This is a genomic window from Rhodovulum sp. PH10, from assembly GCF_000293785.1.
GTDB lineage: Bacteria > Pseudomonadota > Alphaproteobacteria > Rhizobiales > Xanthobacteraceae > Rhodoplanes.
Map to the genome: position 1 here is coordinate 1 of NZ_AKZI01000070.1, position 13,738 is coordinate 13,738.

The following is a 13,738-nucleotide window of genomic DNA, read 5'->3' on the forward strand; positions in this document are numbered from 1 at the left end:
CTTCGACCCGGCGATCCATCAAACCGAAAACAAAGACGTTTTTCGATTTTTGATGGATGCGCGGGTCGAGCCCGCGCATGACGGACGCATGCAATGGAGACGATGTGTGCATGCCGTAGCCCGTGAGCGGGGGGAGATCGACGTCCGCACTCGGGCGGACGTCGGGTGAGGGGATCCCGAGACGACGGTCGGCGCCGAATGCCCCTCGGCCCGACCCTCTCCCCGCGGGCGGGGAGAGGGAGAGCAGGCGCCGTGCACGGAACGCACCGGCGTCGGCAGAACCGGGTTTACTCCGCGGCCATCTCGCCGACCTCGCGCTCGTCGTCGGGCGATTCGAAATGCAGCGGCCAGGAGCGCGTGGTGAATTGCGGGCCGAGCGCCTCGATCCGCTTCTCCAGCTCCTCGCGCTTGAGGAGCCCGGCCTGGGTGTCGACGAAGCCGACCACCGAGGCGGCGTTGATGGTCGCGGCCTTGAGCGCCTCGACCGGCGGGAAGCCGAGCGCCTCGAAGGCGGTGTAGGTCGAGGTGAAGGCGTCGCCCGCGCCGGCGGTGCCGGCCACCGTGCAGTCGACCGACGGGCAGAACACGATCTCCTCGGGCGTCGCGACATAGGCGCCGCGCTTGCCGTCGGTGAGCAGCACCCGCTTCGGCCCGAGAGAGGTCAGCGCGCGGAAGAACTGCACCACGCTCATGTCGAAGCCGCCGCCGGACAGCGGCCGCTTGTCGATGTCCGGGCGCTCCTCGCCCTCCGCCAGCGGCAACTTGGGGCCGCCCTCGCCGAACTGGGCGATCAGGCTCGGCACCAGCGTGGAGGCCTCCGAGCGGTTGAGCGCGACGATGTCGACCATGCGCAGCGCGTCCTGGAACGGGCCGGCGCGGGCCGACAGCTGGCGCACGCCCGGATTGGTCGCCACCAGCGCGCCCTGCGCTTTTGCGCGCCGGACGATGTCCGGGAAGCGCTCGGCCGAGCGGCCGGACAGCGAGGTGATGTAGATCACGTCGACCGCGAAGGCGTTGTCGTGCAGGTCGCTCGTCTCGAGCATGGTGTTGACGCCGCGGAAGGTGAACACCGCCGCGTTCCTGTCGTGCGAGGAGATCAGCACCGAGGCGCCGGTCGGCGCGCGGTTGTCGCGCAGCGCCCAGCGGGTCGAGACCCCCTCGTGCTCGAGCGTGGTCAGAATGGTTTCCGCCCGGTTGTCCTGGCCGAGCTTGATCAGGGTGGAGACGTCGAACCCGAGCCGCGACATCGACACCGCCGCGTTCACCGCGCCGCCGCCGATGTGGGTGGAGATTTCCAGGGCCTCGGTCTTGCGGCCCTCCTCCATCAGCAGGAACGACGAATCGGCATTGGACATCGCCATCCGCTCGATGCGCGAGCTCTCGATGATCGCGATCGTGTCGATCATCGCCCCGCCGACCGTCAGAGCCTTCATCGAAACCCTCCTGCCTCACCGGTCCTCGAACGATACGCGTCGCAAGTTTCGGGCCGCCGGGGCACCGCTGCCGCCGGCCGGACCGTCGAGGGCTCGAATCGTGGCGTCGCCCCCTGCCGCACGGTGGTGTCCGGCGGTCCCGGTTCTCCGGGAGCCGCTCGGCCCGACCGCTTCCGCCCGCGGGTGGCGGGCGGCCTTCCGTCGATCCGGGGCTCACGTCCCGGTGCCGTGTCCCGGCGCCGTGTCCCGTCGCGGACCGGCCCGATGAAGCGGCTCGCCGCATTTCTACGTGTACGAGATATAGTCCGGCCGCGTAATTCACACCAGCCGGGGCCGAACGACCCCGGATTCCTCCCTATTGCCGCGTTTTTGCCCCGCAGCGCAACCGTTCGGAGATCGCCGTGCACGAAGGAGTCGTTCCGTGGGAGTGGGCGTGGGCCATCTTCACGGTGATCGCCGCCGCCGCCCAGACGGTGCGCAACGCCGCCCAGCGCCAGCTCACCGGCACGCTCGGAACCGTCGGGGCGACCCATGTGCGCTTCCTGTTCGGCTTTCCGTTCGCATTGCTCTTCCTCGCCGTGGTCGCCGCGCTCGGTGGCCCGCTGCCGCGGCCCCCGGCCGAGTTCTGGCCGTGGGTGGTCGCCGGCGCGCTCACCCAGATCGTCGCCACCGCGCTGATGCTCGCCGCGATGGGCGAGCGCTCGTTTCTGGCGGTGATCGCCTACACCAAGACCGAGCCGGTGCAGGTGGCGCTGTTCGGGCTCCTGGTGCTCGGCGACCGGGTGACCGCGCCGATGGCGGCCGCCATCCTCATCGCCACGGTCGGTGTCGTCCTGATGTCGGTGAAGCCCGGCAAGTCGGGCGGCAAATCGGGCGAAGGGTTCGGCGGCGCCCGGCCGATGCTGCTCGGCCTGTCGGCGGCGGCCTTCTTCGCGCTGTCGGCGGTCGGCTTCCGCGGCGCGATCCTGGCGCTCGACGCACCCTGGCTGACCGCCGCCACGCTGACGCTCGCGCTCGGCCTGTGCTTTCAGGCGGCGGTGCTGTCGCTGTTTCTGGCGATTCGCGACCGCGCGGTGCTGCTGGCGATCGTCCGGGCCTGGCGCGGCTCGCTGCTCGCCGGCTTCATGGGCGCGTTCGCCTCGCAGTTCTGGTTCCTCGCCTTCGCGCTGACCTCCGCCGCGAACGTCCGTACGCTGGCGCTGATCGAGGTTCTGTTCGCACAAGGCGTCACCCGGTTCGCCTTCCGCCAGCGCACCGCGCCGCGCGAGTTTTTGGGGATCGCCCTGATCGTCGCCGGCGTCGTGCTCCTGTTGTGGTCGCACTGACGGGGGGGCTCGCCCCCGGCCCCCCGGCATCTCCGAAACGTCTCCGGCGAGCGGGTGAACGCGTCGGGTCGTCAGTTGCGGTCGTCGGGCAGGGCGGGGAGCGGGTGGAACTCGACGCCCTCCTCGAGCATCTCCTCGACCTCCTCGCGGGTCGCCTCGCCATAGATCGAGCGGTGCTCGGTCTCGCCGTAGTGCATCTTGCGCGCCTCCTCGGGGAAGCGCGCGCCGACGTGCTCGGCGTTCTTCAGCAGATGATCGCGCAGCTCCCGGAGCTTTCGCCGCAGCTCCATCTCCTGGGTCGACACGATCGATAGGGGATCGGGCGACACGGCATCGGACAATACGGGATTTGGTCCCGCGGGGGCGGTCGCCGCCGCTCGCGTTCCGGCGGCCTGTTGCACCATCGCCGGCGGCACGCCCGGCAAGCCACTGCCCGGCAAGCCACTGCCCGGACCGGCAGAAGCCGGCCCGGCCGGTGCCTCGGCGGGCGAGAACAGCTCCGGCGGCAGCAACGGGCCGTTCTTCGCCGAATGCCCGAGCCGCGGCGTCATCAACGCCTTCTCGACCGCGTCGGTGCCGCACACCGGGCAGGTCACGAGCTTGCGCTCCGCCTGCGAATCGAAGTCCGCCGAATTGCGAAACCAGCTCTCGAACGCGTGCCCCTCGCGGCACGCGAGCGCGTACCGAATCATGTCGCCTCGTGAACCGGCTGGCGGGCGACCGATCGCGGCGCCGGCTCGCCCACCTCGAAGCGGCGGCCGTGCTGCAGCGAGGGGATGCGGCTGCGCGCGGCGGTGACCGCGGCGGGATCGACCTCGGCCATCACGATGCCGGGCTCGCTACCGTTGTCGGCGATCACCACGCCCCACGGATCGACCACCATCGAGTGCCCGAAGGTCTCGCGGCCGTTCTCGTGCATGCCGCCCTGGGTGGCGGCAAAGACGTAGCAGCCGTTCTCGATCGCGCGGGCCCGCAGCAGCACGTGCCAGTGCGCCTCGCCGGTCTGGCGGGTGAAGGCGGCGGGGATCGCGACGAACGCGCTGCCGGCCTCGGCGAGCGCCCGGTAGAGCGCCGGGAAGCGCAGGTCGTAGCAGATCGTCATGCCGAGCCGGCCCCACGGCAGGTCGGCCACCACCGCCCGGTCGCCGGGGCGGAAGTTGCGCGATTCGCGGAACGACTCGCCGTCCGCGAGATCCACGTCGAACATGTGGATCTTGTCGTAGAAGGCGGCGATCTCGCCGGTCGGGTCGATCAGATAGGAGCGGTTGGCCGCGGTGTCGGGGCCGACCTTGATCGCCAGCGAGCCGATGTGCAGCCAGATCTGGTGACGGCGCGCCACCTCGCGCAGCGCGGCGAGGCCGGCGTCGGTCTCTTCCGGCGCGATCGCGTCGAACAGGCGCTCGCGATCGACCTCCATCACATTGGTCGTTTCCGGCGTCTGCACGTAGTGCGCGCCGCGGCTCTTCGCCTTGCCGATCAGCTTGGCGGCGGTGTCGATATTGACCGACGGCCGTCGCCCCGACTGCATCTGGATCAAGGCCACACGGAAGATCGAACTCTCGCGGAGCTGGAACGTCATGATGGTCCTCCGTCACGCCTCAGCAGTGGATCGAGCGCGCCGGCCGCATCGAGGGCATAGAGGTCGTCACAGCCCCCGACATGGGTCGGCCCGATGAAAATCTGCGGCACTGTCGTGCGCCCGCCGGCGCGCGCCGTCATCTCGGCCCGCAAGGCGGGCGCGCCGACGACGTCGATCTCGCGGAACGACAAACCCTTGCGTTCCAGCAGCCGTTTCGCCGAGCGGCAATACGGGCAGGACGGTGTCGTGTAGATCTCGATCTTTTCGGTCTTTTCGATCATCGACCATGTTCGCCGTGGACGGTGCGTCCCCGAACCGGGGAAACGCGGACCGGCACTATATGGGACGCTGCACCGCATCAACAATGCGTGTCGCCCCTCGATCATGCCGGCATTGCGTTCACGACCAGCGCGAACACGATCACGTCCACGCGGGCGGCTCCCGCCCGCAAAAGAGTTCTCGCACAGGTGTCGGCGGTGGCGCCGGTCGTCATCACGTCGTCGACCAGGACGAGCCGCCGGCCGCGCACCGCGTGCCGGTGCCGATCGGGCACACGGAACGCCGCCTGCACGTTGGCCGCGCGCTCGTCCCGCGTCATTCCGACCTGCTGGGGTGTCGCACGCACCCGCCGCAGCACCTCGTCGCATCGCGGTATGCCGGAAGAATCCGCCATCACGGTGGCGAGCAGCGCCGCCTGATTGAAGCGTCGCGTCCACAACCGACGCCAGTGCAATGGCACCGGCACCAGCGCGTCCGCCTCGGCCAGCAGCGCGCGGCCGGCGGTCGCCATGAAGCGTCCCATCATCGGCGCGAGGTCGAGCCGGTCGCCGTATTTCAGCGCATGCACCAACGTCTGCGCGACCGCATCGTAACGCACCGCCCCGCGTGCGTGCGAAAAGGCCGGCGGATGGGTGACGGCGCGCGCCGAGACGGATGGCGAGAAGGCGTGCGGAAACGGCGTGCCGAGCCGCTCGCACAACGGAGGTGTCACGAACGAGAGACCGGACCAGCACGGCCCGCACAGCGCACCCGGGTCGGCGACCGGTGTCGCGCAGGCCGGGCACAGCGGCGGCAAGGTCGCGTCCAACGCCGCGTGCCAGGCCGCCCCCAGGGCCTTCGCCGACGCGCCGCGAACCGAACCGATGACGGCGGTCGCACGCGTGGCTATACGAACCATCGTTCATCGGCCTCGTTCCTTGCGCACGAAACCTGCACGAGGGATTCATGCAAGCGGTGCGCCAATGGCGGGCTCGTCCGCGGTTCACAGGTATCATACGCCACTTCATGCGGTTTCACCACGCTCGCGAGAACTCCGCTCGCCGTCTCGCGCATTGCGTCGTGAATCGTGACTCGTGTCGTGTCGCGCACAGTGGCGCAGTGACAAACGCTCTCTCGAGGATGGCTGCATGACGGCGCCGTACGTGTTCGATCGCGCAACCGTGACTGCCCGGCGCAAGCGCGCCGCGGCGCTCGGCGCTCCCACGTTTCTGATCGAGCGAATAGCCGACGATCTCGCCGATCGACTGCAGGCGGTGCTGCGCACCTTTGCGCGCGCGGTCGATCTCGGCTCGCCGGGCGATGCGATGGCGCGCGTGCTCGCCGAGAGCGCGCGCGTCGCCGACGTGATCACGACCGCCCCGTGGCTCGAGCCGCGTGAGAACGGCGGGACGGTGTCGGTGGTCGCCGACGAGGAGATGTTGCCGTTCGCCGACGGCGCACTCGATCTCGTGGTGTCGGGACTTTCGCTGCAGGCGGTCAACGATCTGCCCGGCACCTTCGCGCAGGTCCGCCGTGCGTTGAAGCCGGACGGCCTGTTTCTCGCCGCGCTGCTCGGCGGCGCGACTCTCACGGAGCTGCGCCAGAGCTTCGCGCTCGCCGAGGAGGAGTGCGAGGGCGGCGTGTCGCCGCGCGTCGCGCCGTTCGCCGACGTGCGCGACATCGGCGCGTTGCTGCAAAGGGCGGGCTTCGCGCTGCCGGTCACCGATCTCGACAACGTGACGGTGCGCTATTCGTCACCGATCGCGCTGATGCAGGATCTTCGCGCGATGGGCGCGACCAATCCGCTCGCCGAGCGGCGCCGCACGCCGCTCAAGCGCGCGACGCTGATGCGGGCGCTCGAGATCTATGCCGAAAAATTTTCGGATGCCGATGGGCGGGTGCGCGCGACGGTCGAGATCGTCTGGCTGTCCGGCTGGGCGCCGCACGAGAGCCAGCAAAAGCCGCTCGCGCCGGGCAGCGCCACGCACCGCCTCGCCGATGCGCTCGGCACCAAGGAAATTCCGCTCGGCGAGAAGGCCGATCCGCGACGGCGGTGACGATTCGTTTTCCGACGATCGCCGCGTGCGGTCATATCAGCGGCGGGAAACTACGACCTCATCCTGAGGGGCCGCGAAGCGGCCGTCTCGAAGGATGAGGCCTGCGCAGTGGCCTCGTCCTTCGAGACGCACTCCTGCGGAGTGCTCCTCAGGACGAGGCCGAACACTGTCGCCGTGGGTATCACAACAAATCGATCAGATGCGGGATCAGCGGCACGTCGGCGTCGGGCATCGGATAGTCGCGCAGCTTCTGCGGCCTGACCCAACGCAGCACCTGTTTTTCGCGCGGCACTGGGATGCCCTCCCAGCGCCGGCACACGTAAAGCGGCATCAGCAGGTGGAAGCTTTCGTAGGCGTGGCTCGCGAAGGTGAGCGGCGCCAGGCACGGCGCCTTCACCGTGATGCCGAGCTCCTCGAAAAGTTCGCGGATCAGCGTCGCCTCGGGCGTCTCGCCGGGCTCGACCTTGCCGCCGGGAAACTCCCAAAGCCCCGCCATCGACCGCCCCTCGGGGCGCTGGGCGAGCAAAATGCGGCCGTCGGTATCGATCAGCGCGCAGGCGGCGACGAGAAGAAGGGTCACGAAAGCTCCTGACGGAAAAATCTGCCGGGTGGTCGGCAGCCGATGTCGCGCCGCCGGCCGGCGAGCGCAACCGCGATCTATGCCTCGCTGTTCGGATCGGCCTCGGCGAGCGCCGCCTGGACGCTGAGAAAATCCCGCCAGGCGAGTCGCTTGGCGAGCGGCTGCCGCAGCAGGTAGGCGGGGTGCAGGGTGGCGATCGCGCGGATTTCGCGCCGGCCGGTCCGATAGGTGAACCAGCGCCCGCGGGTCTTCATGATGCCCTCCTTGATGCCGATCAGCGCCTGCGCCGCAGGCGCGCCGAGGCAGACCAGAATCTCGGGGTTCGCCAGCTCGATCTGGCGGTGGATGAAGGGCAGGCAGATCTGGCTCTCGAGCGGGGTCGGCGTGCGGTTGCCGGGCGGGCGCCACGGCACGATGTTGGCGATGTAGGCGCCGGTGCGGCCCTCGTTCTTGCGGTCGAGGCCGATCGCCGCCAGCATCCGGTCGAGCAGCTTGCCCGAGCGGCCGACGAACGGCAGCCCCTCGATGTCCTCGTCGCGGCCGGGCGCCTCGCCGACCAGCATCACCGCCGTTCCCGGCTTGCCGTCGGCAAAGCACAGCCGGCTCGCCGTCGCCTTCAGCGCGCAGCCCTCGAATTTGGCGAGGATCGCCGCCAGCGCCTCGAGACTCTCCGCCTCGCGCGCCGCCGTGCGGGCGGCCATCACGGCCTCGTCCGGATCGGCCGGGCCGCCATTGCCGCCGAGCGCGGGCGCGGCCGGCCGGGTTCCGCCCGGCGGAGTCTTGGTCAGCGGCGGGCGGGCGCGCGGCTCCGGCTCCCGGCGCGGCGCGGCGACGGGCGTTTCGTGCGACGGCGCCGGCGCCTCCCGCGGGGGCTCCGGCAACGGTTCCGGCCGCAGCCGGTCGACCGGGGCCTCGTCGACGAGCGCGTCGACCCCGGCCTCGAGCCAGAAGGCGAGGAGCGCGCGGGCGGCATCGGCGGGATCGGCGTGCATGCCGGACCCATACACGAAATTTCCGTCGCATGCGTCCCGCAGGCAGGGCAAAAGCTGGCTGCGGCCGCGCCCGAGCATGGTATTGGTCGGGCGAATCCGCGCGGCACAGCTTCCAATTGCCGCAGCGCGCAATCCCACCGGGTCTGCAATCTGGGCCGCGAGCGGAAGTCGTGCGTTTCGATCGAGGGGTGACGTGATGGACGGTGAGTTGCCCGCCCGCGAGGCGATGGAGTTCGACGTGGTGATCGTCGGCGCAGGCCCGGCCGGGCTCGCCGCCGCGATCCGGCTGAAGCAGGTGTCACCCGAGGCATCGGTCGTGGTGGTGGAGAAGGGCTCCGAGGTCGGCGCCCACATCCTCTCCGGCGCGGTGATCGACCCGGTGGCGCTCGACAGCTTGCTGCCCGACTGGCGCAAGGAGGAGACGCCGATCGCGACGCCCGCGACCGACGATCGCTTCTACATGCTGTTCGGCCAGCGCGCGGTGCGGCTGCCGGCCAAGCTGATGCCGCCCTTGATGAGCAATCACGGCGCCTACATCGTCTCGCTCGGCGACACCTGCAAATGGCTCGCCGGCAAGGCGGAGGAGCTGGGGGTCGAGATCTATCCGGGCTTCGCCGCCTCGGAGATTCTCTACGGCGACAATGGCGAGGTGGTCGGCGTCGCCACCGGCGACATGGGGATCGGCAAGGACGGCGAGCCCAAGGACACCTTCACCCGCGGCATGGAGCTGCGGGCGAAATACACGCTGTTCGCCGAAGGCACCCGCGGCCATCTCGGAAAAAGGCTGATCGCGAAATTCGGCCTCGCCGAGGGCCGCGAGCCGCAAAAGTACGGCATCGGCATCAAGGAGCTGTGGGAGGTTTCCCCGGACAAGCACCACAAGGGGCTGGTGCAGCACACCTTTGGCTGGCCGCTCGACAACAAGACCGGCGGCGGCTCGTTCCTCTATCACTACGGCGACAATCTCGTCGCGGTCGGCTTCGTGCTGCACCTCAATTACGAGAACCCGTATCTGTCGCCGTTCGACGAGTTCCAGCGCTTCAAGACCCACCCGCTGGTGCGCGACACCTTCGCCGGCGGCAAGCGGATCGGCTATGGCGCGCGGGCGATTTCCGAGGGCGGCTATCAGTCGGTGCCGAAGCTGGTGGTGCCGGGCGCGGCGCTGATCGGCGACGACGCCGGCTTCCTCAACGTGCCGCGGATCAAGGGCACGCACAATGCAATGGCGTCGGGGATGCTGGCGGCCGAGCACGTCGCGGCGGCGCTCGCGGCCGGTCGCGCCGGCGACGAGCTGACCGATTACGACACCGGCTGGCGCGCCTCCGCGATCGGCAAGGATCTGTGGAAGGTCCGCAACGCAAAGCCGTTCTGGTCGCATTTCGGCACGCTGGTCGGCATCGCGCTCGGCGGCATCGACATGTGGACCAACACGCTCGGCTTCTCGCTGTTCGGCACGCGGAAGCACGGCAAGACCGATGCCGCGAGCCTGAAGCCCGCCGCCGCCTGCCGGCCAATCGCCTATCCGAAGCCCGATGGCGTGCTCACCTTCGACCGGCTCTCCTCCGTGTATCTCTCGAACACCAATCACGAGGAGGACCAGCCGGCGCATCTGCAGCTCGCCGATCCGGGGCTGCAGAAGGCGTCGGAATACGACATCTATGCCGGCCCGTCGGGGCGCTACTGCCCGGCCGGCGTCTACGAATGGGTGCGCGACGAGGGTCCGCAGGCGCGGGTGCGCTTCGTGATCAACGCGCAGAACTGCGTGCACTGCAAGACGTGCGACATCAAGGACCCCAACGGCAACATCACCTGGGTGGCGCCGGAGGGCGGCGGCGGCCCGAATTATCCGAGCATGTGAGCGGGCGGCGTCGCCATCGGCGCCGCAGAGGACGACGACAGACAAAAGCCCGGGTCGCTCGCGCGGCCCGGGCTTCTTTTCGTTTCGGTGGCGCGGCGGCGTCGGTGCCGTGGCGTGCCCCTCACCCGCGAGCTTCGCTCGCGACCTCTCCCCGCAAGCGGGGAGAGGTGAAGGGCCGTGATCGATGTCCCGAACCGTTCGTCCGGAACCGGCCTCACACCGTGCCGGAGCCGGTGCCGCCGACCGCCGCCTGGGCGGCGGCGAGGCGGGCGATCGGCACCCGGAACGGCGAGCACGACACGTAGTCGAGGCCGATCGCGTGGCAGAACGCGACCGAGGCGGGATCGCCGCCGTGCTCGCCGCAGATGCCGGTCTTGAGCTTCGCCCGGGTCGCCCGGCCGCGCTCGGTGCCGATCTTCATCAGCTCGCCGACGCCCTCGGTGTCGAGCGAGGCGAACGGGTCGCACGGCAGGATGTTCTTGGTGGTGTACGAGCCGAGGAAGGTCGCGGCGTCGTCACGGCTGATGCCGAAGGTGGTCTGCGTCAGGTCGTTGGTGCCGAACGAGAAGAACTCGGCCGCCTCGGCGATCTCGCCGGCCCGCAGTGCCGCGCGGGGCAGCTCGATCATGGTGCCGACCTGCCAGGTGAGCTCGGTGCCGGTCTCGGCGATCACTGCTTCGGCCATTGCGTCGATCCGGGCCTTCACCAGGTCGAGCTCGGCCTTGGTCGCGACCAGCGGCACCATCACCTCCGGCACCACCGGGGCGCCGGTCTTCTTGCCGGCCTCGACCGCCGCCTCGAAGATCGCGCGGGCCTGCATCTCGGCGATCTCCGGATAGACCACCGCCAGCCGGCAGCCGCGGAAGCCGAGCATCGGGTTGAACTCGGCGAGCGACTTTGCCCGGTCGGCGAGCTTTCGCGGGTCGGCGCCCATCGCCTTGGCGACGTCCTCGATCTCCGCGTCGGTGTGCGGCAGGAACTCGTGCAGCGGCGGGTCGAGCAGCCGGATGGTCACCGGCAGGCCCTTCATCACCTCGAAGATCTGCGCAAAGTCCTCGCGCTGCATCGGCAGAAGCTTGCCGAGCGCGGCGCGCCGGCTCGCCTCGTCGTCGGCGAGGATCATTTCGCGCACCGCACGGATGCGGTCGGGCTCGAAGAACATGTGCTCGGTGCGGCACAGCCCGATGCCCTCGGCGCCGAATTTTATCGCCACGCGGGCGTCGTTCGGGGTGTCGGCATTGGTGCGCACCTTGAGGCGCCGCACCTTGTCGGCCCAGCCCATCAGGGTGGCGAAGTCGTCCGACAGCGTCGGCTCGAGCATCGGCACGCGGCCCCCCAGCACGTGGCCGGTGCCGCCGTCGATGGTGATGACGTCGCCCTTCTTGAAGACGAAGCTGCCCGCCGTCATCGTGCCGGCCGCATAGTCGACCCGGATCGAGCCGGCGCCGGCGACGCACGGCTTGCCCATGCCGCGCGCGACCACCGCCGCATGCGAGGTCATGCCGCCGCGGGTGGTGAGGATGCCCTCGGCCGCGTGCATGCCGTGGATGTCCTCGGGGCTGGTCTCGACCCGCACCAGGATCACCTTGCGGTTCTGCGCCTTCATCTCCTCCGCCTCGTCGGAGGAGAACACGATCTCACCCGAGGCGGCGCCGGGCGAGGCCGGCAGGCCGGTGGCGATCACCTTGCGCTCGGCCTTGGGGTCGATGGTGGGGTGCAGGAGCTGGTCGAGCGAGGCCGGCTCGACGCGCGTCACCGCCTCCTTCTCGGTGATCAGGCCTTCGCTGGCGAGATCGACCGCGATCTTCAGCGCCGCCTTGGCGGTGCGCTTGCCGGTGCGGGTCTGCAGCATCCACAGCTTGCCCTTCTCCACCGTGAATTCCATGTCCTGCATGTCACGGTAGTGCTTCTCGAGCTTGTTGTAGATCGCCACCAGCTCCTTGAAGGAGTCCGGCATCGTCATTTCCAGCGACGGCTTGTCGGAGCCCGCCTCGATGCGCGCCGCCTCGGTGATCTCCTGCGGGGTGCGGATGCCCGCCACCACGTCCTCGCCCTGGGCGTTGATCAGGAACTCGCCATAGAGGCGCTTCTCGCCGGTCGAGGGGTTGCGGGTGAAGGCGACGCCGGTCGCCGAGGTCTCGCCGAGATTGCCGAACACCATGGCCTGGACGTTGACCGCGGTGCCCCAGCTCTCCGGCACGCTGTTGAGCCGGCGATAGGTGATGGCGCGCTGGTTCATCCAGCTGCCGAACACCGCGCCGATCGCCCCCCACAGCTGCTTCTCGGGGTCCTGCGGGAACGGCTCGCCGAGCTCCTTCTCGACGCGGGCCTTGTAGCGCGCGACCATCTCCTCCCAGTCTTCCGCCGTGAGGTCGGTGTCGAGCTTGTAGCCGTGCGCCTCCTTGTGCTCGTCGAGCAGCTCCTCGAAATTCTCGTAGCCGATGCCGAGCACCACGTTCGAATACATGGTGATGAAGCGGCGATAGGAGTCGTAGGCGAAGCGGCGGTCGTTGGCGCCGGCGGCGAGCGCCTCCACGGTCTCGTCGTTGAGGCCGAGATTGAGCACCGTGTCCATCATGCCCGGCATCGAGGCGCGGGCGCCCGAGCGCACCGACACCAGCAGCGGGTTCGACTTGTCGCCGAACTTTCGGCCGGTGATCTTGGAGACGTGCGCCAGCGCCTTCTCGACCTGCGCCACGAGGTCCTTCGGATAGGTCTTCCCGTTGGCGTAATAGTAGGTGCACACCTCGGTGGTGATGGTGAAGCCGGGCGGCACCGGCAGGCCGAGGCCGGCCATCTCGGCGAGGTTCGCGCCCTTGCCGCCGAGCAAGTTCTTCATCGCCGAGGCGCCCTCGGCCTTGCCGTCGCCGAAGGTGTAGACCCACTTGCCCTTGATCGCCGTCGGGATCGCCCTGGCGGCGCCCTTGGTGGCCTTGGTCGGGGTCTTGGCGGTAGGCTTCAAGATCGCGCGGGCGGCGGTGGCGGCGTTACGGGCGAGCGGCTTCACCGCGGCGGCGACCTTCTCGGCGACCGAGGTGCGTCCGGCCGCGCCGCGTCCGGCCTGCTTGGCCGCCTTCGGCGCCGACTTGGCGGTGCCGCGGGTGGAGGCCTTGGCGGCGGCGGCCTTCGGCGCGCGGGTGGCGGCGGTCGGCGCCTTGGCGGCGGTCCGGGCGGCGCTGCGTGCGCTCTTGGCGACGCTGCGCTCGGCCGGCTTCACGGCCGGCTTCATGGCTGCCTTGGCGGTCGACTTGCCGGCCGGCTTCGCCGCGCTTCTGGCCGCGACCTTGGCCCCGTTCTTCGCGGCGGCCTTGGTCGCGCTCTTGGCGACGACCTCGGCGCCGTTCTTCGTCGCTTTCTTGGCGCCGTTCTTGGCGGCCGGTTTGGCGGCGGCCTTCCCGGCCCCCTTGCTCGGCTTCGTCGAGATCACCTCGAGCGCCGGCTTGCGCTTGCGCGCTGCGGTCTCGGGTTCGGCGGCGGCTCGCCCGGCGCGGGCGGTCGCTACAGGGCGGCGCTGTGCTTTGCTCGACTTGGCCATGCGTTAGCTCCGATTCGCTGATCGCTTTTGCCTCGAGGGCGCGCGCAATCGCGAGAGCGCCACGACGAGGCCGGGTCACTCGGTCCCGAAGGAAAACATCCGAAAGACGTTGGTCCGGATA

The 13,738-nt window shown here is 69.7% G+C and carries 11 protein-coding genes; 3 read left to right on the forward strand and 8 right to left on the reverse strand.

The features are described 5' to 3' along the window. Window positions 1–287: 287 nt before the first annotated feature. Complete coding sequence (locus A33M_RS12615) at window positions 288–1,433, reverse strand: carbohydrate kinase family protein (protein ID WP_008387610.1); 1,146 nt, start codon at window positions 1,431–1,433, stop codon at window positions 288–290. Between the two features lie 401 nt (window positions 1,434–1,834). On the opposite strand from A33M_RS12615, the gene A33M_RS12620 reads away from it, so the two are divergent. Then, complete coding sequence (locus A33M_RS12620; RefSeq protein WP_008387614.1) at window positions 1,835–2,758, forward strand: EamA family transporter; 924 nt, start codon at window positions 1,835–1,837, stop codon at window positions 2,756–2,758. 71 nt (window positions 2,759–2,829) lie between these two features. Here the strand turns inward: A33M_RS12620 and A33M_RS12625 are convergent, their stop codons facing one another. The 4 genes from A33M_RS12625 to A33M_RS12640 form a co-directional block, all read right to left on the reverse strand. Further along, the gene (locus A33M_RS12625; RefSeq protein WP_008387616.1) at window positions 2,830–3,450 is read right to left on the reverse strand and encodes a DUF1178 family protein; all 621 of its coding nucleotides are present in this window, start codon (window positions 3,448–3,450) and stop codon (window positions 2,830–2,832) included. Continuing rightward, complete coding sequence (locus tag A33M_RS12630) at window positions 3,447–4,337, reverse strand: carbon-nitrogen hydrolase family protein (RefSeq protein ID WP_008387619.1); 891 nt, start codon at window positions 4,335–4,337, stop codon at window positions 3,447–3,449. The genes A33M_RS12625 and A33M_RS12630 overlap by 4 nt, the downstream gene beginning before the upstream one ends. Further along, entirely contained in the window at window positions 4,334–4,618 is a 285-nt protein-coding gene (gene grxC / locus A33M_RS12635) for a glutaredoxin 3 (protein WP_008387620.1), read from the reverse strand. The genes A33M_RS12630 and grxC overlap by 4 nt, the downstream gene beginning before the upstream one ends. A gap of 101 nt (window positions 4,619–4,719) precedes the next feature. Then, a complete protein-coding gene (locus A33M_RS12640) occupies window positions 4,720–5,514 on the reverse strand; it encodes a ComF family protein (RefSeq protein ID WP_008387621.1) in 795 nt (264 codons plus the stop codon). Window positions 5,515–5,743: 229 nt separating this feature from the next. Between A33M_RS12640 and A33M_RS12645 the strand changes: the two genes are divergently transcribed. Next, window positions 5,744–6,652, forward strand: a complete 909-nt coding sequence (locus tag A33M_RS12645; RefSeq protein ID WP_008387622.1) for a methyltransferase domain-containing protein — start codon at window positions 5,744–5,746, stop codon at window positions 6,650–6,652. A 181-nt stretch (window positions 6,653–6,833) separates the two neighbouring features. On the opposite strand, the gene A33M_RS12650 is transcribed toward A33M_RS12645, so the two are convergent. Then, window positions 6,834–7,232, reverse strand: a complete 399-nt coding sequence (locus A33M_RS12650) for a (deoxy)nucleoside triphosphate pyrophosphohydrolase (protein WP_008387623.1) — start codon at window positions 7,230–7,232, stop codon at window positions 6,834–6,836. Window positions 7,233–7,309: 77 nt separating this feature from the next. Further along, the gene (locus A33M_RS12655; RefSeq protein ID WP_040620455.1) at window positions 7,310–8,224 is read right to left on the reverse strand and encodes a uracil-DNA glycosylase; all 915 of its coding nucleotides are present in this window, start codon (window positions 8,222–8,224) and stop codon (window positions 7,310–7,312) included. 196 nt (window positions 8,225–8,420) lie between these two features. On the opposite strand from A33M_RS12655, the gene A33M_RS12660 reads away from it, so the two are divergent. Beyond that, on the forward strand, window positions 8,421–10,082 hold the full coding sequence (locus A33M_RS12660; RefSeq protein WP_008387625.1) for an electron transfer flavoprotein-ubiquinone oxidoreductase: 1,662 nt from the start codon (window positions 8,421–8,423) through the stop codon (window positions 10,080–10,082). 214 nt (window positions 10,083–10,296) lie between these two features. Here A33M_RS12660 and ppdK read toward each other — a convergent pair whose 3' ends face one another. Then, complete coding sequence (gene ppdK, locus A33M_RS12665; protein ID WP_008387626.1) at window positions 10,297–13,617, reverse strand: pyruvate, phosphate dikinase; 3,321 nt, start codon at window positions 13,615–13,617, stop codon at window positions 10,297–10,299. Window positions 13,618–13,738 lie beyond the last annotated feature (121 nt).